The 24,018-nt window shown below is 62.6% G+C and carries 22 protein-coding genes; 17 read left to right on the top strand and 5 right to left on the bottom strand.

Annotated elements, in window-relative coordinates; all coding sequences use genetic code 11:
- Nucleotides 1-135 precede the first annotated feature (135 nt).
- Complete coding sequence (locus tag ACLKMW_RS16425; protein WP_415725563.1) at nucleotides 136-915, top strand: Bax inhibitor-1/YccA family protein; 780 nt, start codon at nucleotides 136-138, stop codon at nucleotides 913-915.
- Nucleotides 916-996: 81 nt separating this feature from the next.
- Here ACLKMW_RS16425 and ACLKMW_RS16430 read toward each other — a convergent pair whose 3' ends face one another.
- Nucleotides 997-2,355, bottom strand: a complete 1,359-nt coding sequence (locus ACLKMW_RS16430) for a phosphohexomutase domain-containing protein (protein ID WP_415725564.1) — start codon at nucleotides 2,353-2,355, stop codon at nucleotides 997-999.
- A 484-nt stretch (nucleotides 2,356-2,839) separates the two neighbouring features.
- Here ACLKMW_RS16430 and ACLKMW_RS16435 point away from each other — a divergent pair, with 484 nt between their 5' ends.
- From ACLKMW_RS16435 to ACLKMW_RS16465, 7 genes are all read left to right on the top strand, one after another.
- On the top strand, nucleotides 2,840-3,001 hold the full coding sequence (locus ACLKMW_RS16435; protein ID WP_415725565.1) for a hypothetical protein: 162 nt from the start codon (nucleotides 2,840-2,842) through the stop codon (nucleotides 2,999-3,001).
- 86 nt (nucleotides 3,002-3,087) lie between these two features.
- Nucleotides 3,088-3,663, top strand: coding sequence for a GNAT family N-acetyltransferase (locus ACLKMW_RS16440; RefSeq protein ID WP_415725566.1), 576 nt, complete (start codon nucleotides 3,088-3,090; stop codon nucleotides 3,661-3,663).
- Nucleotides 3,660-4,544 (top strand): diaminopimelate epimerase, encoded by an 885-nt coding sequence (dapF, locus tag ACLKMW_RS16445; protein WP_415725567.1) that lies wholly within the window; start codon nucleotides 3,660-3,662, stop codon nucleotides 4,542-4,544. Before ACLKMW_RS16440 ends, dapF begins: the two co-directional genes overlap by 4 nt.
- Nucleotides 4,544-5,827: a tRNA (N(6)-L-threonylcarbamoyladenosine(37)-C(2))-methylthiotransferase MtaB gene (gene mtaB / locus ACLKMW_RS16450; RefSeq protein WP_415725568.1), complete on the top strand. Its 1,284-nt coding sequence runs from the start codon at nucleotides 4,544-4,546 to the stop codon at nucleotides 5,825-5,827. Before dapF ends, mtaB begins: the two co-directional genes overlap by 1 nt.
- A gap of 14 nt (nucleotides 5,828-5,841) precedes the next feature.
- Complete coding sequence (gene ftsY / locus ACLKMW_RS16455) at nucleotides 5,842-7,455, top strand: signal recognition particle-docking protein FtsY (RefSeq protein WP_415725569.1); 1,614 nt, start codon at nucleotides 5,842-5,844, stop codon at nucleotides 7,453-7,455.
- 4 nt (nucleotides 7,456-7,459) lie between these two features.
- Complete coding sequence (locus ACLKMW_RS16460; RefSeq protein ID WP_415725570.1) at nucleotides 7,460-8,107, top strand: septation protein A; 648 nt, start codon at nucleotides 7,460-7,462, stop codon at nucleotides 8,105-8,107.
- 166 nt (nucleotides 8,108-8,273) lie between these two features.
- The gene (locus tag ACLKMW_RS16465; RefSeq protein ID WP_415725571.1) at nucleotides 8,274-8,441 is read left to right on the top strand and encodes a hypothetical protein; all 168 of its coding nucleotides are present in this window, start codon (nucleotides 8,274-8,276) and stop codon (nucleotides 8,439-8,441) included.
- A gap of 13 nt (nucleotides 8,442-8,454) precedes the next feature.
- Here ACLKMW_RS16465 and ACLKMW_RS16470 read toward each other — a convergent pair whose 3' ends face one another.
- From ACLKMW_RS16470 to ccmA, 4 genes are all read right to left on the bottom strand, one after another.
- Nucleotides 8,455-9,033, bottom strand: a complete 579-nt coding sequence (locus ACLKMW_RS16470) for a DsbE family thiol:disulfide interchange protein (RefSeq protein WP_415725572.1) — start codon at nucleotides 9,031-9,033, stop codon at nucleotides 8,455-8,457.
- Nucleotides 9,030-9,200 (bottom strand): heme exporter protein CcmD, encoded by a 171-nt coding sequence (ccmD, locus tag ACLKMW_RS16475; RefSeq protein WP_415725573.1) that lies wholly within the window; start codon nucleotides 9,198-9,200, stop codon nucleotides 9,030-9,032. Before ccmD ends, ACLKMW_RS16470 begins: the two co-directional genes overlap by 4 nt.
- A gap of 138 nt (nucleotides 9,201-9,338) precedes the next feature.
- Nucleotides 9,339-10,004, bottom strand: a complete 666-nt coding sequence (gene ccmB / locus ACLKMW_RS16480) for a heme exporter protein CcmB (RefSeq protein WP_415725574.1) — start codon at nucleotides 10,002-10,004, stop codon at nucleotides 9,339-9,341.
- A 70-nt stretch (nucleotides 10,005-10,074) separates the two neighbouring features.
- On the bottom strand, nucleotides 10,075-10,683 hold the full coding sequence (ccmA, locus tag ACLKMW_RS16485; protein ID WP_415725575.1) for a heme ABC exporter ATP-binding protein CcmA: 609 nt from the start codon (nucleotides 10,681-10,683) through the stop codon (nucleotides 10,075-10,077).
- 402 nt (nucleotides 10,684-11,085) lie between these two features.
- Here ccmA and acnA point away from each other — a divergent pair, with 402 nt between their 5' ends.
- The 9 genes from acnA to ACLKMW_RS16530 all read left to right on the top strand — a co-directional run bounded on the left by acnA (nucleotide 11,086) and on the right by ACLKMW_RS16530 (nucleotide 24,013).
- Nucleotides 11,086-13,776 carry an aconitate hydratase AcnA gene (acnA, locus tag ACLKMW_RS16490; RefSeq protein WP_415725577.1) on the top strand — a complete coding sequence of 897 codons (2,691 nt, stop codon included), beginning with the start codon at nucleotides 11,086-11,088 and terminating at the stop codon, nucleotides 13,774-13,776.
- Between the two features lie 210 nt (nucleotides 13,777-13,986).
- Nucleotides 13,987-14,766 (top strand): DUF1223 domain-containing protein, encoded by a 780-nt coding sequence (locus ACLKMW_RS16495; protein ID WP_415725578.1) that lies wholly within the window; start codon nucleotides 13,987-13,989, stop codon nucleotides 14,764-14,766.
- 369 nt (nucleotides 14,767-15,135) lie between these two features.
- Nucleotides 15,136-15,522 (top strand): DUF2794 domain-containing protein, encoded by a 387-nt coding sequence (locus ACLKMW_RS16500; RefSeq protein ID WP_415725579.1) that lies wholly within the window; start codon nucleotides 15,136-15,138, stop codon nucleotides 15,520-15,522.
- Nucleotides 15,523-15,747: 225 nt separating this feature from the next.
- The gene (locus ACLKMW_RS16505) at nucleotides 15,748-16,281 is read left to right on the top strand and encodes a protease inhibitor Inh/omp19 family protein (protein ID WP_415725580.1); all 534 of its coding nucleotides are present in this window, start codon (nucleotides 15,748-15,750) and stop codon (nucleotides 16,279-16,281) included.
- A gap of 121 nt (nucleotides 16,282-16,402) precedes the next feature.
- Nucleotides 16,403-17,590, top strand: a complete 1,188-nt coding sequence (gene zapE, locus ACLKMW_RS16510; protein WP_415725581.1) for a cell division protein ZapE — start codon at nucleotides 16,403-16,405, stop codon at nucleotides 17,588-17,590.
- A gap of 226 nt (nucleotides 17,591-17,816) precedes the next feature.
- Complete coding sequence (gene mdh, locus ACLKMW_RS16515; protein ID WP_415725582.1) at nucleotides 17,817-18,785, top strand: malate dehydrogenase; 969 nt, start codon at nucleotides 17,817-17,819, stop codon at nucleotides 18,783-18,785.
- Between the two features lie 9 nt (nucleotides 18,786-18,794).
- Entirely contained in the window at nucleotides 18,795-19,991 is a 1,197-nt protein-coding gene (gene sucC / locus ACLKMW_RS16520) for an ADP-forming succinate--CoA ligase subunit beta (protein WP_415725583.1), read from the top strand.
- Nucleotides 19,992-19,995: 4 nt separating this feature from the next.
- Complete coding sequence (sucD, locus tag ACLKMW_RS16525) at nucleotides 19,996-20,901, top strand: succinate--CoA ligase subunit alpha (protein ID WP_415725584.1); 906 nt, start codon at nucleotides 19,996-19,998, stop codon at nucleotides 20,899-20,901.
- Nucleotides 20,902-21,022: 121 nt separating this feature from the next.
- On the top strand, nucleotides 21,023-24,013 hold the full coding sequence (locus tag ACLKMW_RS16530) for a 2-oxoglutarate dehydrogenase E1 component (RefSeq protein WP_415725585.1): 2,991 nt from the start codon (nucleotides 21,023-21,025) through the stop codon (nucleotides 24,011-24,013).
- Nucleotides 24,014-24,018: the final 5 nt, after the last annotated feature.

Consider the following 24,018-nt stretch of genomic DNA (forward strand, 5'->3'; position numbering starts at 1 on the left):
CGTAACGGGTCTTGTTCTTGCCAGAAAGAAACATCATATTCTGCCGCAGGCATGCTGGAGTCCCGCCAGCGGCGCCTGGGTCCGTATCCGTCGCAGGCCCGACACCGGACGGGGCAGAAGCAACAGAGGAATACAATGGCTGACCTTCGCAACTATCAGACACGTGTCGCGGGTGCGCATACCCGCGCCGAGCAGGTCATCGACGAGGGCCTGCGCGCCTACATGCTCAAGGTTTACAACCTTATGGCGCTGGGCCTGGCAATCACCGGCGTGGCGGCACTCGCCACCATCATGATGGCAACCACCAACGACCCGGCCAGCGCGGTCGCTACGCTCGCCAACGGCAAGATGCTGACCAATCTCGGCGTGGCGCTCTACGGCTCGCCGCTGAAGTGGGTGGTCATGCTGGCGCCGCTCGGCATGGTGTTTTTCCTGAGCGCCCGCATCCAGGCAATGAGCGTCTCCGGCGCGCAGACGGCTTTCTGGGTCTTCGCCGGCCTGATGGGCCTGTCGCTGTCGTCGATCTTCCTGGTGTTTACCGCGCAGAGCATCACGCAGACCTTCTTCATCACCGCCGCTGCCTTCGGCGCGCTGTCGCTGTGGGGCTACACGACGAAGCGTGACCTGACCGGCATGGGCACGTTCCTGGTGATGGGTGTATTCGGCCTGATCATCGCCATGATCGTCAACATCTTCCTGCAGTCTTCGGCGCTTCAGTTCGCGATCTCGTCGATCGGCGTGCTGGTGTTCGCAGGCCTCACCGCCTACGACACGCAGAAGATCAAGGAAATGTATTTCGAGGGCGACGACGTTCTGGTCGCCGGCCGCAAGGCGATCATGGGCGCGCTGACGCTCTATCTCGACTTCATCAACCTGTTCACGTTCCTGCTGCAGTTCCTGGGCAACCGCGAATAGGAATGAACATCTGACGGCATGGAAGGGCCGGAACCGGAAACGGTTCCGGCCCTTCGCGTTTAAAGGGGAAGGCGGCGCCGATCAGCCGGCGCTGACGATTTTGCTGATTTCCGCCACTTTGCTGGCAAGCAGGTCAGGGTCGGCCCGCGTCTCGACATTCAGACGCAGCAGCGGCTCGGTGTTGGAGGCGCGCAGATTGAAGCGCCAATCGTCGAAGGCCATGCTCAAGCCGTCCAGCTTTTCGACCACAGGGTCGAGCCGCAGATAGGCTTCGGCGACTTTCTCCTGCGACCGCGCGGCATCGGCGACGGTGAAGTTGATTTCGCCCGAACATGGGAAGGCAGCGATACGGCTTGCGACGAGATCGGCAAGCGTTTCGCCGGTGGCCGATAGTTCCGCCACCACGGTCAGCCAGGGCAGCATGCCGGAATCGCAGAAGCTGAAATCGCGGAAATAATGGTGGGCGCTCATCTCGCCGCCATAGGCTGCATTTTCCTCGCGCATCATCCGCTTGAAAAAGGCGTGTCCCGTCGGGCAGGCCTTGGCGACGCCGCCGGCCGAGGCAACGAGATCGATCGTGTTCCAGGTGAGCCTGGGATCATAAAGGATGGTAGCGCCGGGGTCGTCGCGCAGCATGGTTTGCGCAATCAGCCCGACCAGATAGTAACCCTCCACGAAGCGGCCGTGATGATCGTAGAGGAAGCAGCGGTCGAAATCGCCGTCCCATGCAATGCCGAGATCGGCGCCATGGTCGATGACGGCCTGGCTGGCGCGCATGCGCTTTTCGGGCAGAAGCGGATTGGGAATGCCGTTCGGCAGCGTCGCGTCCGGTTCGTGGTCGATCTTGATGAATTCGAAAGGCAGGTGCTTTTCCAGAAGATCGATAACAGGGCCGGCGCAGCCATTGCCTGCATGACAGACGATCTTCATCGGTTTGAGCGTTTTGCCGGCGACTTGCGCAAGCAGGCGCTCGATATAGGCGGCGCGGTCGAGTGTCCGATGCAGCATTCCGCGCTGTGCATAGTCGGGGACGGCGGCAAGCGGCTTGTTTGACAGAACAAGTTCCTCGATGGCCGTGAAGGCGTTTTCGCGTGTCGCGGCAGTGGCGCCCTTCAGCACCATCTTCATGCCGTTGTAATCTTCGGGATTGTGGCTTGCCGTCACCATCAGCCCGATATCGGCGCCGGTGTGGGCGGTGTGGAAGTACACTTCTTCGGTGCCGCATTGCCCGAGCGGCAGGACGCTTGTGCCGCTGTCGAGAAGCCCTTGCGCCAGGGCCTGGGCGAGCGCCGGGCTGTCGCGGCGCATGTCGTAGCCGACGACCGCCGTCGCCGGATCGAGCAGGTGCGCTGTCGCCTGACCGAACCGGTAGGCGAAAGGAGCATTGATCTCCTGCGGAATGCGGCCGCGGACGTCATAGGCTTTGAAGGGTGACGGCATGATATTCCTTCGGTTCAGGCGCACTCGGTGCCGAGGCAATACTCCGGTTGTGTAGGGGAGAAATGCCGCCGCTGGCAACTGGTCACGCCCAAACCCTGATGTCGATTGGTCATGGAACACGCCGATATGACGCGAGGCCATATTTCCAACGAACTTTCAGCCTCTGCATATCGGAACTCTTTTGGACTTGGAGACTTAATCCCGTCACCGGAAGCGGGAACTCGTACAGGAATTCTCGAATGTGGAAGCTGTTCGATCTGCTCTTTGCACTTGGCGCGCGTCCCTGGTTCGCGCGTTGGCCCGACGAACCGGCCGATTTTTCTCCCTTGAAGAAGAGACGTTGAATGATGCGGGCCTTGTTCATTGCCTTGGCGGCCTATGCCGTCTACCGGATCATTGAGGAAAATCGCAGCCCCGTGCCTGCGAGTCCGCCAAATCCGCTGCCTCAACCTGCGCCCCGGAACTCCATGCGGAATACAAATACATGACATCCCTTCAGATGACGATTTGCCTGGCGATCTGCGGTTTCGCCGGGACCGCTATCGGTGCGATGATCGGAAACCCGGATTCCGGCTTCGCCGTCGGGTTGGGTGCGGGCGCGGCGATCGCCGGCGTGTTGATCGCGCTCAAAGACGAAGCGGTCTGACCGAGCGTTTTCCGCTTGAAGTTCATGCGTGACTGGCGGATCGCCTCCTGCTTTATTGGGCGGAGACGGCAAGCCACAAGCGCAAGATGAACCACATCCATATCCGATCCGCCGAAACTTCCGACCTCGACGCGATCACCGCAATCTACGCCCATGCCGTCCTTAACGGGACGGCAAGCTACGAACTGGATCCACCGTCATGCAGCGAGATGCAGGCGCGGTTTTCCAGGCTGCGCGACGGAGGGTTCCCCTACATCGTCGCGGAACTCGGCGGGCACATTGCGGGCTACGCCTATGTCGGGCCTTTCCGCCCGCGCCCTGCCTACCGCTTCATCGTCGAGGACTCGATCTATATCGCGCCGGATCGACAAGGCCTGGGCCTCGGGCGGGCGCTGCTGGAGAGACTGGTTTCCGACACTCAGGCGCTCGGCTTTCGCCAGATGCTGGCGGTGATCGGCGACGGTAGTGCGCAAAGCGCGTCGGTCAAGCTGCATGAGGCGCTGGGCTTTCGCCATTGCGGTACGCTCGAAGGTTCCGGTTTCAAGCATGGCCGCTGGCTGAACACGGTTCTGATGCAGCTTTCCATGAATGGCGGGAACACGACGTTGCCCGACGGCGAGACTGGTAATTCGTCGACGTTTCCGCCATATAGGCCGCAATGAACACCAATGCGCCTTTCGCCAAGATGAACGGACTCGGCAACGAGATCATCGTTGCCGATATGCGCGGCCGTGCCGATCGCATCGCGCCGGCGGCGGCGGTCGCCCTCAATGCCGATCCGGCGACGAAGTTCGATCAGATCATGGCTATTCACGATCCGCGCACGCCCGGCACGATGAACTATGTCGAGATCATCAATTCGGACGGCTCGATGGCGCAGGCCTGCGGCAATGGCATGCGCTGCGTGGTGCAGGCGCTGGCCGCCGAGACGGGTGAAAAGATATTCACCTTCGAGACGATCGCCGGCATTCTGAGCGCCGAGGAACATGCGGACGGCCTGATCTCGGTCGATATGGGGCAGCCGCGCTTCGGCTGGCAGGAGATTCCGCTTGCCGAGGAGTTTCGCGACACGCGCGTGATCGAATTGCAGATCGGACCGATCGACGCGCCGGTGCTGCATTCGCCTTCCGTCGCCTCGATGGGTAATCCGCATGCGATCTTCTGGGTCGAGAACGACGTCTGGTCCTACGATCTGGAACGTTTCGGTCCGCTGCTCGAAAATCACCCGATCTTTCCCGAACGCGCCAATATTTCCATAGCGCAGGTCACTTCGCACGAGGCGCTGACGCTGCGCACCTGGGAGCGCGGCGCCGGGCTGACCCGGGCCTGCGGCTCGGCCGCCTGTGCGGCCGCGGTATGCGCTTCCCGCACCAATCGCACCGGCCGCACTGTAACGGTCACGGTCCCGGGCGGGCCGCTGTCGATCGAGTGGCGCGAGGAGGACGGACATGTTGTCATGACCGGCCCGGCCGAGTGGGAATTTTCCGGCACGTTCGATCCCGCCACGGGCGCCTGGGTCCGCGAGCGTCAGGACGTGGCCTGATGGGAATCGAAGTCGTCACTTTCGGCTGTCGGCTGAACACCTATGAATCCGAGGTGATGCGCCGCGAGGCGGAGGCGGCCGGACTTGGCGGGCTGAAGGATGGCGCGGTCATCTTCAACACCTGCGCGGTCACCGCCGAGGCGGTGCGCCAGGCCAAGCAGTCGATCCGCAAGGCACGCCGCGAAAATCCGCAGGCCCGCATCATCGTCAGCGGCTGCGCGGCGCAGACCGACCCCACCGCCTTCGCGGCGATGGACGAGGTCGATCTGGTGCTCGGCAATGAGGAGAAGCTGAAGGCCCACAACTACCGTGCCTTGCCGGACTTCGGCGTCAACGACACCGAGAAGGTGCGCGTCAACGACATCATGAGCGTACGCGAGACGGCCAGCCACATGGTCGACGCCATCGAGGGCAGGGCGCGCGCCTTCGTGCAGGTGCAGAACGGCTGCGACCATCGCTGCACTTTCTGCATCATTCCCTATGGGCGCGGCAATTCGCGCTCGGTGCCGATGGGCGCCGTGGTCGAGCAGATCAAGCGCCTGAGCGGCAACGGCTATGCCGAAATCGTGCTGAGCGGCGTCGATATGACCAGCTATGGGGCCGATCTGCCCGGCAAGCCGAGACTTGGCAAGCTGGTGAGGACGATCCTGCGCGAAGTGCCGGAGGTGCGCCGGCTCCGGCTTTCTTCGATCGATTCCATCGAAGCCGACGACGATCTGATGGAGGCGATCGCGACGGAAAGGCGCCTGATGCCGCATCTGCACCTGTCGCTGCAATCCGGCGACGACATGATCCTGAAGCGCATGAAGCGGCGTCACCTTCGCGACGATTCGATCCGCTTCTGCGAGGACGTGCGCAAGTTGCGCCCCGAGATTGTCTTCGGTGCCGACCTCATCGCCGGTTTTCCGACCGAGACGGAGGAAATGTTCGAGAATTCGCTAAGAATCGTTGCCGAATGCGGGCTGACCCATCTTCACGTGTTTCCGTTTTCGCCGCGCGAAGGTACGCCTGCCGCGCGAATGCCGCAGGTGGCGGGCGGCGCGATCAAGGAGCGGGCTGCCCGGCTCCGCGCAGCCGGCGAGGCGTCCTATCGGCGCCATCTGCAATCGCTCGTCGGTACCCGGCAATCAGTGCTTGTCGAGCGAAACGGGCTCGGCCGCACGGAAGGCTTCACGCTTGTCGCGATTGACGGCGGTGTGCCGGGCGACATCGTTGATGCGACGATCGCCGGTCATGATGGCGCCCGCCTCGTCGCCGGTCCTGCCGCCCAGCGCGCGGCCTGAGAAGGGCTGACAGCATGGCATTCGGCTTCATCAAGAAAGTTTTCTCCTTCGGCAAGAAGCCGGCCGATGAGGCCGTGCCCGAAGAGAGTGTGCAAGCGCCGGCGATTGACACGCCGGCAGTCGATGAAGCCGCGGCCGGACACGGTCCGCTTCCGGACTTCCTGCGTCCTGCCGAGGCGGACGATGCGTCCCCGCAAGCTCCGCCCGCTGAGACAGAGACCGCTGCTTCGGAAGTCAAAACCCCCGAACCAGAACCAGAGCCGGTCCAAACCCCGCCGGCCGAGCCGGAACGAGGCGAGCAGGAGGCCTCGGCGGTAGCGGAAGCCCCTGCTGCGACTGAAATTCCCGAAGCCGAAACTGTTTCGCCGCCAGCCGAGGAAGCGGCGGCGGCGCCCGCACCCGTCGAGAGACCACAGGACGAAAACAGGAACCAGGAAGAATCGCCAGCGGCGCCCGAGACTGCATCCGCCGGGGCTTCGCCGAAACAGCCGGCGCCCGCCGCCGAACTACATGAGGCGGCTCCGGCAGCGGAAATTTCTCCGCCCTTGCGCCAGCCCGATCCGATCGAGGCCGAGCCGCTGCGCGACGAGATCGCCCCTGAACCGGCACCCGTGCCGCCGCCACCGCCGCCATCGGCGGCAGGCAAGGTCACGGTAGCGAAAAAGGTCGCGCAGAAGGCCGAGCCGATTGCGCCCGCACCTCAGGCATCGAGACAAAGCTGGTTCCAGCGCCTGAAATCCGGCTTGGCGCGCTCGTCGAAAGAGCTCGGCGACAATATTTCCGGGGTCTTCACCAAGAGCCGGCTCAACGAAGACATCGTCGATGATCTCGAGGAGGTGCTGATCCGCGCCGATCTCGGCATGGAAACAGCGATGCGCATCACCGATACGCTGATGTCCGGCCGCTACGGCCGCCAGACGACGGAAGCCGACGTGCGCCGCATCATGGCCGATGAAGTCGAAAAGGTGCTGGCGCCCGTCGCCATGCCGCTCGAACTCGACCTGTCGCACAAGCCGCATGTCATTCTCGTGGTCGGCGTCAACGGCACCGGCAAGACCACCACGATCGGCAAGCTTGCCGCCAAACTGACTGAGGGCGGTCTCTCGGTGATGCTGGCGGCGGGCGATACGTTTCGCGCCGCCGCGATCGAGCAGTTGAAGATCTGGGGCGAGCGCACCAACTCGCCGGTGGTCGCCTCGAAGCTCGGCGCGGATGCGGCCGGCCTTGCCTGGGACGCTTTCGAGAAGGCGCGCCAGGCGGGCTCCGACGTGCTGATCATCGATACGGCCGGCCGGCTGCAGAACAAGGCCGAGCTGATGGCCGAGCTTGAGAAGATCGTGCGCGTGCTGAACCGGCACGACGCGCAGGCACCCCATACCGTGCTTCAAACGGTCGACGCCACGACCGGCCAGAATGCCATGAACCAGGTCGAGATCTTCCGCAATGTCGCCGGCGTGAATGGGCTGGTCATGACCAAGCTCGACGGCACGGCACGCGGCGGCATTCTCGTCGCCATCGCCGCCAAGCACAAGCTGCCGGTCTATTTCATCGGCGTCGGCGAACAGGTCGATGACCTCGAGCCATTTTCCGCAAGCGATTTCGCCAAGGCGATCGCGGGAGTAGCCTGAAGCCATGAACGCTCCGATCCTCGAACGCGACCCCTCCGATCCGAAGAAGAAGGAGATCAACCCGCTGCTCAAGCTGGCGCTCGAGCTCGGGCCGTTGATGGTGTTCTTCTTCGCCAATGCGCGCGGCGAGTGGCTGGTCGGAAAGTTTCCGACCCTCGGCGATCTGGGTGGGCCGATTTTCGTGGCGACCGGCCTGTTCATGGTCGCTACGGCGGTCGCGCTCGCCGTTTCCTGGATCCTTACGCGCACATTGCCGATGATGCCCCTGGTCTCGGGCATCGTCGTCTTCGTTTTCGGTGCGCTGACGCTGTGGCTTCAGGACGACGTGTTCATCAAGATGAAACCGACGATCGTCAACACGCTGTTCGGCGCGACCCTGCTTGGCGGGCTGCTGTTCGGCAAATCGCTGCTTGGCTATGTGTTCGATTCCGCCTTCCGTCTCGATGCCGAGGGCTGGCGCAAGCTCACCTTACGCTGGGGTGTGTTTTTTCTGTTCCTGGCCGTGGTTAATGAAGTGGTGTGGCGGTCTTTCTCCACCGACGCCTGGGTGGCGTTCAAGGTCTGGGGCATCATGCCGATCACGCTGGTCTTCACCTTCTTCCAGATGCCGCTGATCATGCGCCACTCGCTCGACGAGCGTATCCGGAAGTAATCCGCAGATCTCCGCACCAAACGACTGTCAAATCGACATGCGGCAAACGCATTGGTGCGTTGCACATTGCTTGTTGCATTGCAGCACCAGAAGGCCAATCTAAGTCAAAGGATCAGGGAGGAAACCGGGCGCCGGTCAAGGCGTCGCTCTGAAAGGAGAGCCTGTCATGATCTTTTCCAACGCAGTTGCCCGCATCAGGGAACGAGCCGAAAAGCGCCGTCGCTTCAACCGCCTTGTTGCCGAAATCGAGGGGATGACAGAGCGCGATCTGGCCGACATCAACGGCAATCGTGGCGAGATGCTGTACAACGTCTATCGCGAAATCTACGGCTGAGGCGCGGCACACGTCATGGCGTTGCGGCCAGCGCCTTCTCGATCTGCGGCAGCAGCGCCGTTTGCACGGATTGCACCGTCAACGGCCCGACATGCTTGAAGGCGATTTTGCCGTCCTTGCCGATGACGAAGGTCTCCGGTACGCCGTAGACGCCCCAGTCGATGGCGCCGCGTCCCGCCTCGTCGGTGCCGATAGCGCCATAGGGGTTGCCTAGGTCGCCAAGGAAGCGGCGCGCGTTCTCGGGCTTGTCCTTGTAGTTCAGTCCGACGATGCCAAAGCGTTTGTCCTGCGCCAGCGCCATCAGCACTGGATGCTCCTCGCGGCACGGTGCGCACCATGACGCAAAGACGTTGAGCAGCGTGACCTTGCCGGCAAATTGCGTGGATTCGATGCCGGGCAACGAAATGCCCTCCAGCGGCGGCAGGCTGGTCTTCGGGGCCGGCTCGCCGATCAGTGCCGACGGCACCGTCGAAATGTCACGGCCCGACAGCAACTGCATCAGGAAAATGCCGGCCAGCGCCAGGAAGATTGCCAGCGGCAAAAGCACGATCAGCCGTCGGCGCGGCTTCTGTGTTTGAGATTCCGTCGTCATTGTTCCTCGCCGCGACGGTCGGAGCGTCGACGCAGACCGCTGGCTTCGAGTTCAGCCATTTCGCGCTGGCGCGCGCGCTGGTCGGTGATGATCCAGACCACCAATCCGGCCAGCGCCAGGGCAGATATGGCGTAGGCCGCCGAAACATAGAGCGCATGTGCCGTCATGCAGGCCTCCGGAATGGCGGGCACGCAAGTCAATCGAACATCCCGCCCGATGCCGGCCCGCCGGTCAATCGATGTCTCATAACCGTCGTGCCGCATATTCGCAATCGAACAGCGATGCGACGGATTCGCATTTCATACTCAATCGACGCCTGATCTGAGTGCAAGCGCTGCGGCGACCGGCCCGATCACGGCGAGGAATAGCGTGAGCGCACAAAGAATGAGAAACGGCGGCAGAAAAGGGTCCGGGTCGTTGACCGCGCCGTAACTTGCCGAGACGCCGAAGATCAGGACGGGGATGACCAGCGGCAGAACCAGCACCGAAACCAGCAGACCGCCGCGCGGCAACGCCACGGCGACGGCGGCCCCGGCGGCACCGATGAAGGTTATGGCCGGGGTGCCGACGAGAAGCGTCGTGGCCGCGGCGCCAATTCCCACCGCTTCCATGTTCATGAACAGGCCGAGCAGCGGGGCGGCGACGACCAGCGGCAGGACGCCCGCCGTCCAGTGCGCAAGGCATTTGACGAAGACCGTCAGCGCAAGCATGTGGCGGTCGGCGGTGAGCAGAAGCTGATCGAGCGAGCCGTCCTCGCGGTCGGCCTGAAACAGACGGTCGAGTCCCAGCAGCGAGGCAAGCAGCGCGCCGATCCACAGGATGGCCGGGCCGATTCGCCCGAGCAGGTTGAGGTCGGGCCCGATGCCGAAAGGAATGGTGGCAATAACGGCGAGGAAGAATAGAACGCCGGTCAGCGCGCCGCCGCCGGCGCGGATGCCAAGCCTGACATCGCGGAGATAAAGCGCGAGCATCAGGAGGCCACACCGAAAATTCGCGCGATGTGCATCGAATGTGAGCCTGTCGACCCGGCCAAGGATGGCATCAGTGATGCTCCCCCATCTTCAGTTCCGACACATTGTCGAGGCCGAGCGGCAGATGCGTCGCGGCAATGATGATGCCACCATCATCGAGATGGGCGCGCATCAGCGCGATGAATTGCATCTCGGAGGCCTTGTCGAGACCCGAGGTCGGTTCGTCGAGCAGCCAGACCGGGCGATAGCTGACGAGTAGCCTGGCGATCGCAATGCGCCGCTTCTGTCCGGTCGACAAATAACCGAAGGGCAGATGGCCGATCGAGTCGAGCCCGACCATCTCCAGCGCTTCAATGACGGGCAGGTGAGCGGTGCCGAGAAAATCCTGCCAGAAGGCCAGGTTCTCCGCGACGGTCAGCGCCGTCTTCATTCCGTTCTCATGGCCAAGATAGTGACAGGCGGAGGCGACGGAGGGGCAGTCCGCTCCGCCACCCTCAAGGCGAATTGCACCATCGGCCGTTGGCAACAAGCCGGCAACGACGCGAAGCAGCGTCGATTTGCCCGCGCCGTTCGGTCCGGTGACGATCAGCCCTTCGCCTTCCGCCAAGGCGAAGGAAACGCCCGAAAAGATCGTTTCGCCGCCGCGCTTTCCGCCAAGATCATCGGCAACAAGCCGCATCCGCCCCCCAATCATCTAGAATCCGACGCCGACCGGCGCCGCCCGGAAATCTTCTGCTTTCAGCCTGAATCCCGATCGATTCGGCCTGAATCAATTCGAATTCGCAAAGCTGATCGATTCTAGCAGTTTAGAACAGGATGGGGCGGAAAACCTCGGCATAGATTTCGTCACATCGCCTCATATCGGTCTAGAACTATTCCAGAAAAGCCTTTATATGCGAGCCACCACGCCAGCGGTCGGCATGGAAACCTATATAGCGCCGAACCAGCTAACGAGCCGCCTTGAACGGCCGGACGCTTGGGAGCGGACAGCGGAAATGGCCGTACCCGCACCTTTGCGCGTGATTTGCATGCCACAGGAGTCCGTTCCCGCTTAGGCAGAACGACCAGGATGGGATCGCAAATGTCCAAATCACTCGACAGTTTCAAGTGCCGCAGAACACTTCAGGTGGATGGCGCGGATTATGTCTATTACAGCCTGCCGGAAGCTGAGAAGAACGGCCTGACCGGCATCGCGCAACTGCCTTATTCGATGAAGGTGCTGCTGGAGAACCTGCTGCGCAACGAGGACGGCCGCTCGGTGACCAAGGAAAGCATCCAGGCGCTGGCCGGATGGCTGACCGACCGCGGCACGGCGGGCGTCGAGATCGCCTATCGCCCGGCGCGCGTGCTGATGCAGGATTTCACCGGCGTTCCGGCAGTGGTTGATCTGGCGGCGATGCGCGACGCCATGGTGTCGCTCGGCGGCGACCCGCAGAAGATCAATCCGCTGGTGCCGGTCGACCTGGTCATCGACCATTCGGTCATCGTCGATGAGTTCGGCACGCCACTGGCCTTTGCGCGCAATGTCGAGCTTGAGTATCAGCGCAACCAGGAGCGCTACAAGTTCCTGAAGTGGGGCCAGCAGGCGTTCCGCAATTTCCGCGTCGTGCCGCCGGGCACCGGCATCTGCCACCAGGTCAATCTCGAATATCTCGGCCAGGTCGTGTGGACCAGCGTCGATGAAGGCGAAATCACCGCCTATCCGGACACCTGCGTCGGCACCGATTCGCACACCACCATGATCAACGGGCTTGGCGTGCTCGGCTGGGGCGTGGGCGGCATCGAAGCGGAGGCTGCCATGCTCGGTCAGCCGGTTTCCATGCTCCTGCCGGAAGTCATCGGCTTCCGTCTCACCGGCAAGCTCAAGGAAGGCGTCACCGCCACCGACCTGGTGCTGACCGTCACCCAAATGCTGCGCAAGAAGGGTGTCGTCGGCAAGTTCGTCGAGTTCTTCGGACCCGGCCTGTCGAACATGACGCTTGCCGACCGCGCGACCATCGGCAACATGGCGCCCGAGTACGGCGCGACTTGCGGCTTCTTCCCTGTGGACGGGGAAACGGTGCGCTATCTGTCGATGTCGGGCCGTGCCGAGAACCGCATCGACCTGGTCGAGGCCTATTCCAAGGCGCAGGGCATGTGGCGGGACAATGATTCGGCCGATCCGGTGTTCACCGACCTGCTCGAGCTCGATCTTTCGGAAGTCGTGCCGTCGATGGCCGGGCCGAAGCGTCCCGAAGGCCGCATCCCGCTCGAGGGTATCGCCTCAGGCTTCGCCAAGTCGCTGGAGACCGAATACAAGAAAACCGTCGACACGACGAAACGCTACGCGGTCGAAGGCGCCGACTACGATCTCGGCCATGGCGACGTGGTGATCGCGGCAATCACCTCCTGCACCAACACCTCCAATCCAAGCGTGCTGATCGGCGCCGGCCTGTTGGCCCGCAACGCCAATCGGCTCGGGCTCAAGCAGAAGCCGTGGGTCAAGACCTCGCTTGCTCCCGGCAGCCAGGTGGTCGCCGAATATCTGGAGAAGTCGGGTCTGCAGAAGGAACTCGATCAGATCGGCTTCAATCTCGTCGGCTTCGGCTGCACCACCTGCATCGGCAATTCCGGCCCGCTGCCGGCGCCGATCTCCAAGACCATCAACGACAAGGGTCTGATCGGGGCGGCGGTGCTCTCGGGCAACCGCAACTTCGAGGGCCGCGTTTCGCCGGACGTGCAGGCCAACTATCTCGCCTCGCCGCCGCTGGTCGTTGCTCATGCGCTGGCCGGCACGGTGAGGAAAGACCTGACTACCGAGCCGCTCGGCGAGGACCGCGACGGCAACCCGGTGTTCCTCAAGGATATCTGGCCGAGCTCGGCCGAGATCCAGGAGTTCATCGAAAAGAACGTCACCCGCGAGCTCTTCGCCCGCAAATATGCCGACGTCTTCAAGGGCGATGAGAACTGGCAGGCGGTGCAGGCGCCCGAAGGCCAGACCTACACCTGGGACGACGCCTCGACCTATGTGCAGAACCCGCCCTACTTCGTCGGCATGGGCGCGCGGCCGGGCCACGTCGGCAAGATCGAGGGTGCGCGCGTGCTCGGACTGTTCGGCGACAAGATCACCACCGACCACATCTCGCCGGCTGGTTCGATCAAGGCGGCTTCGCCTGCCGGCAAGTACCTTACCGATCACGGCGTCGGTGTTGCCGACTTCAACCAGTACGGCACGCGGCGCGGAAATCACGAGGTGATGATGCGCGGCACCTTCGCCAATATCCGCATCCGCAACCACATGCTGGGCGAAAACGGCCGCGAGGGCGGCTACACCATCCACTATCCAAGCAAGGAGGAGATGCCGATCTACGACGCGGCGATGGAATATCGTCGCGAGGGCGTGCCGCTGGTCATCTTTGCCGGCATCGAATACGGCAACGGTTCGTCGCGTGACTGGGCCGCCAAGGGCACCAACCTGCTTGGCGTGCGCGCCGTCATCGCCCAGTCCTTCGAACGCATCCACCGCTCGAACCTGGTCGGCATGGGTGTCATTCCCTTCGTCTTCGAGGAGAACACGTCGTGGGCTTCGCTCGGGCTGAAGGGCGACGAATTGGTGACCATCGAGGGGCTGGAGACGATCCGTCCGCGTCAGAAGATGCATGCAACGGTGACGTTTGCCGACGGTACGGTGAAGAATGTGCCGATCGTCTGCCGCATCGATACGGTTGACGAGCTCGACTACTTCAAGAATGGCGGCATTCTGCAATATGTGCTGCGCGATCTCGCCGCATAAACCCAGCCGCCGGTGTGCTGCGCCGGCAACTTGAACAGCATCTGGACGCCGCCGGGTCATGCCGGCGGCGTTTTTCATGGCGGCGCATTCGCGCCCAAAGTGATCCGTGTCACCGCAACGTGACTTTCCGTTGATGCCGGGGTCTGGCTATTGTTCCTGCAATAATCACAAGAAGCCCGGTCTTCCCGGCCGGGCCGTGCTGGAATGGCCATGAGTTTTCGATTTGTCTTCTGGATGATGCTGGCGGTGCTGGCATCGCCGGCCGCCTCCGGGGCGGCCGAGACCGGTAAAGCCGCGCGTCCCACTGGCGTTATCGAACTGTTTACCAGCCAGGGATGCAGTTCCTGCCCGCCGGCCGATGCCGTGTTCCAGGAATTCGCCACCAGCCCCGATTACGTGGCGCTCGCCTATCATGTCGATTACTGGGATTATCTCGGCTGGCGCGACACATTGAGTCACGCCGACAATACCGAGCGGCAATATTCCTATATGCGCGCCTTCGGGTCCCGCTCCGTCTATACGCCGCAGGCCGTCATCAACGGGCGTATCCATGTCAACGGCGCCAAGCGGGCCGATGTGATGGACGCGTTCGACGAGTTGAACAATTCCGGCAAGGGCATGGCGGTCGACGTGAAGCTCAGGCAATCGGGCGACAGCCTGATGATCGAAGCCGGCGGTGCACCCAATGCCGTTGGCGAGGCGCATGTCATGCTGGTCTATTTCGGGCCGACCCAGCGCGTGGGCATCGGCAGGGGCGAAAACAAGGGCCGCCAGGTGACGTACTGGAATCCGGTCACCGGCATACAGAGCGCCGGCATGTGGCACGGCGAGGCGGCAAGCTATGAACTGCCCGCCGACAAGATTCCCGACGAAGGCGGATGCGCGGTCCTGCTGCAGGCGGTGGGCAAGGGCGGGCTGCCGGGTTCGATCTTCGGCGCTGCGATCATGCGCTATTCTGAGGCTGAAGGTCAGGAGCAGCAGCAAAAATAAAACCGGCGCGCGCGAAGCAGCACCGGTTCAGGTGACCTTGGGATCGTGGCTCCCGTTTGAGCACGGGCAGCCGAGGTTGGTTCGATCCGACCCAGACCCGTGGGCGGGGGGCTTGGGGTTACAGGCCAGTGCCGGACCGAACCGTCTCAGGCAACACCCGTAAAGTCGGCTGACAATGGGGCGGGAGCTTGGATAAAAGACGGCGGAAATAAGGCAGGCGGTCACCAATGGATACAGTCTGTACAGGTTTGTGACCGGGCGAGGCGCCCCGTATGCCGTTTTCAAGCGGTCGTACTTAGCGGGCTTGCAATTGGAAGGCGAACGCGCGACGCTGTTCGAACGACAGGCCGATATGGAAGGCTGTGGTGAATGACTGATCGCGGAGATTCGACGGAGGGTAGGGAAGAGTCAGCGATATTGATACGTCTCCACGAGGCGCGATCCGACAGGCAGCCCCTGTTCGTCGCCTTCGATCGGCGTGAGCTTGACCAGATCCTGCAACTCTACGGACGCATGGTGGCGGCCAATGAATGGCGCGACTACGCCATCGATCATCTGTCCGACCGGGCCGTCTTCTCGGTATACCGACGGACCAGTGAAACGCCGCTTTTCCAGATCGTGAAGAACCCGAAACTCGCCCGCAAGCAGGGCGCTTTCAGCGTCGTGGCGGCTGGCGGCCTGATCCTCAAGCGCGGTCATGAGCTGGCCCGCGTGCTCGGCGTATTCGACAAGAAGCTGAGATTGGTCGGGGCCTGAGGCTTGCACATCGACTGGAGGCGACGACCCGAAAGGACGGGAGCAGGTTCCGGCGATCTCGCGGCCGATCCCGGCTCCGCGATTGAGGGTGATTTCGGCTGCGATATTTATGCAACACTTTGCTGCACAAACCGGATTTTAACCATATGCGGTTGAAATTTCACCAACATGGCCATGTTTGTTTGTGGATATGGCGAGTTGTCGACGGTCCGACGGAGGTTTGGAATGATCGTTTCGGTTTCGAAGGCGGGTCTGCTGGCCCTGACGCTGGCGGCTCTCGCGGCGAGCGGCTGCCAAAGCTCGCGCATGTCCTCGTTGGACACGCAGCCAGCGCCGCTTCCGCCCGCACCGGCGGGACAGGTAACCAGCGGCCAACTGCCGCCTCCGGCAGCGCCCGGCACAGCCAATGCGGCGCAGTTTCCGACAGCACCGGGCGGCACTCAGGTCGCCGCATTGCCGACACCCGACGCCAATGCGCCGGACCTGACGGCCGGCAGCGTGGCCGGCGTTTGGAACGCATCCGTGGCCGGCCAGAACTGCCGTGTAGCGACCCCTCAGACCAAGTTCGGTCAAGGCTTCCGTGCCGGGCCGCTGCGTTGCCCCGCGCCGATCGACGGCGTCAAATCATGGAATGTCGCCGGCAAGCAGCTCACCCTCTATGATGAGAATGGCGGCACGCTAGCGCGGCTCTACGCCTCGGGAGCCGGGAAATTCGACGGCCAGACCGAAAGCGGCGTGCCGATCTCGCTGTCGCGCTGACCCAGGTAAAGGCCCGGCCCGGCGAATGTCGGGCTTCGAAGCGGAATGGGTAGCGCGGCACGGTTGCCGGCGCGCCCTTTTTTCGTAGGCAGCAGGCAGTTGACTTCCAGAGACATGACCGATGCATCTGCGTGACGGTATCCAGACACGAGCCACCGTCGTGCAGCGCTATCGGCATCTGGCGGAACTCGGCAAGCTTGATCCCGATCCGGCGCAGGAGGAGATCGCGGCGGCGCTGGATCGGCTGATCGACGATATTTGCGCCAAGCGGCTGGCGAAGAAGTCGAGCGCGCTCGGCTGGCTGTTCGCGAAAAACCGCAATGTGCCGGCATTCGTGAAGGGCCTCTACATCCATGGCGATGTCGGGCGCGGCAAGTCCATGCTGATGGACATGTTCTTCGAGCTGGTGCCGGTGCGGCACAAGCGCCGCATCCATTTCAACGATTTCATGGCCGATGTGCAGGACCGCATCCAGAAGCATCGCCATGCCCGCAAGAACGGCGCGGTAAAGGAGGACGATCCCATTCCTCCGGTGGCGGCGGCGCTGGCGGAGGAGGCCTGGGTCCTGTGCTTCGACGAGTTTACCGTCACCGACATTGCCGACGCGATGATCCTGTCGCGGCTGTTTTCGGCGCTGTTTGCGCGCGGCGTCGTGCTAGTGGCGACTTCCAACGTGAATCCCGACGATCTCTATCGCGACGGGCTCAATCGCGGATTGTTCCTGCCATTCGTTTCACTTCTGAAACAGCATGTCGACGTGCTCGATCTCGATATCGACAAGGACTACCGCCTCGAAAAGCTCGATAGGCTGCCGGTCTATGTCACCCCACTCGGCGAATCGGCCGAGCGGCAGATGGACACCGCATGGAAGGCGATGACGCATGGCAAGGCAGCCTTGCCAACGACGCTCACCGTCAAGGGGAGGCAGATCGCAGTGCCGATCGCGGCGGGCGAGGTGGCGCGCTTCAGCTTCGCCGACCTCTGCGAAAAACCGCTCGGCGCCCGCGACTACCTGGCGATCGCGGCACGGTTCTCGACGATCTTTCTCGATCGGGTTCCGGTGCTGGCCGAGGGCAAGCGCAACGAAGCCAAGCGCTTCATACTGCTGATCGACACGCTATACGACCAGCGCACGCGTCTGGTTGTGAGTGCCGAGGCCGAGCCGCAGGCGCTCTACCGGAGCAAGCGGGGCACCGAAGGCTTCGAATTCGATCGCACGGTGTCGAGGCTGATCGAAATGCAGAGTCAGGACTGGCGCGATAGCTGGGCGAAACGCCACACCGCGGCGCCGGCATCCCTCGCCAGGTAAAAACCTTTCCCGTGATTGAACACTTGGCGAAAAATTTTGACGTTTACGTAATTCCATTTTGTTCTAAACGATTGAAATGTTTGACGTCCAAATAATCGGTTGAATTTTGCGGGCGGCAGGGCTATTCCAGCTTCCGAGCTTTTCTGGCCGCATACTCCGCTTGATCTGGCACAAATGTCCCTCCGGCACCGCGAAGTCCGGACACAGACAAAGGAAAAATCCCCAAATGGCACGCAACAAGATAGCCCTCATCGGTTCCGGCATGATCGGCGGTACGCTGGCGCATATGATCGGTCTCAAGGAGCTCGGCGACGTCGTTCTGTTCGACATCGCGGAGGGTATCCCGCAGGGCAAGGGCCTCGACATCGCCCAGTCATCTCCGGTCGACGGCTTCGATGCGCGCTACAGCGGCGCCAATGACTATGCCGGTATAGAGGGCGCCGATGTCTGTATCGTGACGGCCGGCGTGCCGCGCAAGCCGGGCATGAGCCGCGATGACCTGCTCGGCATCAACCTGAAGGTGATGGAGCAGGTCGGCGCCGGCATCCGCAAATATGCGCCGGACGCTTTTGTCATCTGCATCACCAATCCGCTCGATGCCATGGTCTGGGCGCTGCAGAAGTTTTCAGGCCTGCCCAAGACCCATGTCGTGGGCATGGCCGGCGTGCTCGATTCGGCCCGCTTCCGTTATTTCCTGGCGGAGGAGTTCAAGGTGTCGGTCGAGGACGTGACGGCCTTCGTGCTCGGCGGCCATGGCGATTCGATGGTGCCGCTGACGCGCTATTCGACGGTGGCCGGCATTCCGCTGCCGGACCTGGTCAAGATGGGCTGGACCTCGAAGGACAAGCTGGAACAGATCGTGCAGCGCACCCGCGACGGCGGTGCGGAGATTGTCGGTCTGCTCAAGTCCGGCTCCGCCTACTACGCGCCGGCGGCCTCCGCCATCCAGATGGCCGAGGCCTATCTGAAGGACAAGAAGCGCGTCCTGCCGGCCGCTGCTCATCTATCCGGTCAATACGGCGTCAAGGACATGTATGTCGGCGTGCCGGTGGTGATTGGCGCCGGCGGCGTCGAGCGCGTCATCGAGATCGATCTCAACGGCGCCGAGCAGAAGATGTTCGACAAGTCGGTCGGCGCCGTGGCCGGTCTTTGCGAGGCTTGCGTCAAGATCGCCCCCAATCTCGGCAACAAGTGAGCGCCGGCGATGAACATCCATGAATATCAAGGCAAGCAGCTGCTGAAAGGCTTCGGTGCGCCGGTGGCCGAAGGTGTTGCGATCTTCAGCGCCGCCGAGGCCGAGGCAGCGGCGAAGAAGCTGCCCGGGCCGCTTTATGTGGTGAAGAGCCAGATCCATGCGGGCGGCCGCGGCAAGGGCAAGTTCAAGGAGCTTTCGCCGGACGCCAAGGGCGGCGTGCGGCTGGCGAAGTCCGTCGAGGAGGTCGTCGCCAACGCCAGGGAGATGCTCGGCAACACGCTGGTGACCAAGCAGACCGGGCCGTCCGGCAAGCAGGTCAACCGCCTCTATATCGAGGACGGCGCCGATATCGACCGCGAACTCTACCTCTCGATCCTCGTCGACCGCACCGTCGGCCGCGTCGCCTTCGTAGTTTCCACAGAAGGCGGCATGGACATCGAGGCGGTGGCGCATGACACGCCTGAAAAGATCATCACGCTGGCCATCGATCCCGAGAAGGGCGTAACTGCCGCCGACGTCAAGAAGCTGAACGGCGCGTTGAAGCTCGGCGGCGAGGCAGCCAAGGACGGGGAGAAGCTGTTTCCCCTCCTCTACAGGGCCTTCATCGAGAAGGATATGAGCCTTCTGGAAGTCAATCCGCTGATCGTCATGAAGAACGGCCGGCTGCGCGTGCTCGACGCCAAGGTGTCGTTCGATAACAACGCGCTGTTCCGGCACCCGGACATAGCGGAATTGCGCGACACGACGGAAGAGGACGAGAAGGAGATCGAGGCGTCGAAATACGACCTCGCCTATGTCGCTCTCGACGGCAATATCGGCTGCATGGTGAACGGTGCCGGCCTTGCCATGGCTACCATGGACATCATCAAACTCTACGGCGCGGAGCCGGCGAACTTCCTCGATGTCGGCGGCGGCGCGTCCAAGGAGAAAGTCACGGCCGCCTTCAAGATCATCACCGCCGATCCGAATGTGAAGGGCATCCTCGTCAACATCTTCGGCGGCATCATGCGCTGCGATGTCATTGCCGAGGGCGTGATTGCCGCGGTCAAGGAGGTAGGACTGAAGGTTCCGCTGGTGGTGCGCCTTGAAGGGACCAATGCCGAACTCGGCAAGAAGATCATCAACGAAAGCGGCCTCAACACCGTGTCGGCCGACGATCTCGACGATGCGGCGCAGAAGATCGTTTCGGCGGTGAAGGGAAACTGAGCGGATGTCCATTCTGATCGACAGGAACACCAAGGTTCTCGTTCAGGGCCTGACCGGCAAGACCGGTACCTTCCACACCGAGCAGGCGCTGGCCTATCACGGCACCAAGATGGTGGGCGGCATCCACCCGAAAAAGGGCGGCGAGACCTGGGGCTCGATCGAGAGCGGCGCGCAGTTGCCGATCTTCGCCAGCGTGGCCGAAGGCAAGGAGAAGACCGACGCCAATGCATCGGTGGTCTATGTGCCGCCGGCAGGCGCCGCCGAAGCCATCATCGAAGCGATCGACGCCGAAATCCCGCTGATCGTCTGCATCACGGAAGGCATTCCGGTCGCCGACATGATCAAGGTCAAGGCACGGCTCGATCGCTCGAAGTCGCGGCTGATCGGGCCGAACTGCCCGGGCGTCGTCACGCCGGACGAGTGCAAGATCGGCATCATGCCCGGCAACATCTTCCGCAAGGGCTCGGTCGGCGTCGTTTCACGCTCCGGCACGCTTACCTATGAAGCGGTGTTCCAAACCACCAATGCCGGGCTCGGCCAGTCGACGGCCGTCGGCATCGGCGGCGATCCGGTGAAGGGAACGGAATTCATCGACGTGCTGGAAATGTTCCTGGCCGACGACGAGACCAAGTCGATCATCATGATCGGCGAGATCGGCGGCTCGGCCGAGGAAGACGCCGCCCAGTTCATCATCGACGAGGCCAAACGCGGTCGCCGCAAGCCGATGGCCGGCTTCATCGCCGGTCGTACCGCGCCTGCCGGCCGCACCATGGGCCATGCCGGCGCGGTGATTTCCGGAGGCAAGGGCGGCGCCGAAGACAAGATTTCAGCAATGGAAGCGGCGGGCATCCGCGTGTCGCCCTCGCCGGCAAGGCTAGGCACGACGCTTGTCGAAGCAATCAAGGGTTGAGCTCGAAATGTGCCGGGTCGTCATCTGTTCGGCACATTCAACAGGAACAGGAATGGTCAACCGTCCGCTTGCGGAGGGACCGTAAACAACAGGAGACGGAGCCAGAGGCTCCGGTGACGAGATGGCGCGACAGGATCAGGCCAACGACCAATTTTCCCTCACGTCATTCCTCTATGGCGGCAATGCCGACTATATCGAGGCGCTACATGCCGCCTATCAGGAAAACCCTTCTTCCGTCGATCCGCAGTGGCGGGACTTCTTCGCGTCGCTGAAGGACGACGCCGGCGACGTCGCACGCAACGCCAGGGGCGCCTCATGGGCGAGGCCGAGCTGGCCGCTCCGGGCCAATGGCGAGCTGGTGTCGGCGCTCGACGGAAATTGGGGCTTCGTCGAAAAGCACATCGAAAAGAAGGTGAAGGACAAGGCAGCCGCCAAGGGCGCAGTGCTTTCCGATACCGACGTGCTGCAAGCGACGCGGGATTCGGTGCGGGCCATCATGATGATCCGCGCCTACCGCATGCGCGGTCACCTGCACGCCAATCTCGATCCGCTCGGCCTTGCCAAGCCGCTTGAGGATTATAACGAGCTGTCGCCGGAAGCCTATGGCTTCAAGGAGGAGGACTACGACCGGCCGATCTTCATCGACCATGTGCTGGGGCTGGAATACGCCACCATCCGCAACATGCTCGACATTCTCAAGCGCACCTATTGCTCGACGCTCGGCGTCGAGTTCATGCATATTTCCGACCCCGAGGAAAAGGCGTGGATCCAGGCGCGCATCGAGGGGCCGGACAAGGGCATCGCCTTCACCGCCGAAGGCAAGCTGGCGATCCTGCAGAAGCTGATCGAGGCGGAAGGCTTCGAACAGTTCATCGACGTCAAATACAAGGGCACCAAGCGCTTCGGGCTTGACGGCGGCGAATCGCTGATCCCGGCGCTGGAGCAGATCGTCAAGCGCGGCGGCTCGCTCGGCCTGAAGGAGATCGTGCTCGGCATGGCCCATCGCGGCCGCCTGAATGTGCTCTCCCAGGTGATGGCAAAGCCCCACCGCGCCATCTTCCACGAGTTCAAGGGCGGCTCTTATGCTCCCGACGACGTCGAAGGCTCGGGCGACGTGAAGTACCATCTCGGCGCCTCCTCGGATCGCGAGTTCGACGGCAACAAGGTGCACCTGTCGCTGACGGCCAATCCCTCTCATCTGGAAATCGTCGATCCCGTCGTCATGGGCAAGGCGCGCGCCAAGCAGGACCAGCTTTATGGCCGCACGCCGCGTGACGAGATCGTGCCGCTGGAGGAGCGTTCCAAGGTGCTGCCGCTGCTGCTGCACGGCGACGCGGCCTTTGCCGGCCAGGGCGTGATCGCCGAAATCCTCGGCCTGTCGGGTCTGCGCGGCCACCGCGTTGCCGGTACGCTGCACTTCATCATCAACAACCAGATCGGCTTCACCACCAATCCGCGCTTCTCGCGCTCCTCGCCCTATCCGTCGGATGTCGCCAAGATGATCGAGGCGCCCATCTTCCACGTCAATGGCGACGATCCTGAAGCCGTGGTCTATGCCGCCAAGGTGGCGACGGAATTCCGGATGAAGTTCCACAAGCCGGTGGTGGTCGACATGTTCTGCTACCGCCGCTTCGGCCACAATGAGGGCGATGAGCCGGCCTTCACCCAGCCGATCATGTATCGCAACATCCGTGCGCATAAGACCGCGGTGCAGATCTACGCCGACAAGCTGGTGGCGGAGGGTCATGTCACCCAGGACGACATCGACAAGATGAAAGCCGACTGGCGCGCGCATCTGGAATCGGAATGGGAGATCGGCCAGCACTACAAGCCCAACAAGGCCGACTGGCTGGATGGCGCGTGGTCGGGCCTGCGCATAGCCGACAATCAGGACGAGCAGCGGCGCGGCAAGACCGCCATGCCGGTCAAGACGCTGAAGGAGATGGGCAAGAAGCTGACCGAGGTGCCGCAGGACTTCGAGGCACACAAGACCATCAGCCGCTTCATGGAGACGCGGCGCAAGATGATCGATTCGGGCGAGGGCATCGACTGGTCGACGGCCGAGGCGCTCGCCTTCGGCTCGATCCTGCTCGATGGCAATCCGGTTCGTCTCTCCGGGCAGGACTCCGAACGCGGCACCTTTTCGCAGCGTCATTCGGTGCTCTACGACCAGCGCGACGAGAGCCGCTACATTCCGCTGAACAATCTCAGTGCGGCCCAGGCGCCGTTCGAGGTCATCAACTCGATGCTGTCGGAAGAAGCCGTGCTTGGCTTCGAGTATGGCTATTCGCTGGCCGACCCGAAGGCGCTGACGCTGTGGGAGGCGCAGTTCGGCGACTTCGCCAATGGCGCGCAGGTGGTGTTCGACCAGTTCATCTCCAGCGGAGAGCGCAAATGGCTCAGAATGTCCGGGCTGGTGTGCCTGTTGCCGCATGGCTATGAGGGGCAGGGGCCGGAGCACTCTTCCGCAAGGCTCGAGCGTTTCCTGCAGCTTTGCGCCGAAGACAATATGCAGGTCGCCTATTGCTCGACGCCGGCCAACTACTTCCACATATTGCGCCGCCAGCTGAAGCGCGATTTCCGCAAGCCGCTGATACTGATGACGCCGAAATCGCTTCTGCGCCACAAGCGGGCGGTGTCGACGCTGGCGGAACTTTCCGGCGAAAGCTCGTTCCACCGCCTGCTGTGGGACGATGCCCAGTATCCCGGCAAGGACAGCGTCAAGCTCACCCGGGATTCGAAGATAAGGCGTGTCGTGCTGTGTTCGGGCAAGGTCTATTACGACCTCTACGAGGAGCGTGAGAAGCGCGGCGTCAACGACATCTATCTGCTGCGCGTCGAACAGCTTTATCCGTTCCCGGCCAAGGCGCTGATTACCGAGCTGTCGCGCTTCCGCAACGCGGAGATGGTGTGGTGCCAGGAAGAGCCCAAGAATATGGGTGCCTGGGCCTTCATCGATCCCTATCTGGAGTGGGTGCTTGCCCATATCGACGCCAAGCATCAGCGCGTACGCTATACCGGAAGACCGGCGGCGGCTTCGCCGGCCACCGGGCTGATGTCCAAGCATCTGGCGCAGCTCCAGGCTTTCCTCGACGACGCGCTCGGCGAATAATCCTC

Source organism: Borborobacter xinjiangensis (assembly GCF_047739745.1).
GTDB lineage: Bacteria > Pseudomonadota > Alphaproteobacteria > Rhizobiales > Rhizobiaceae > Pseudaminobacter.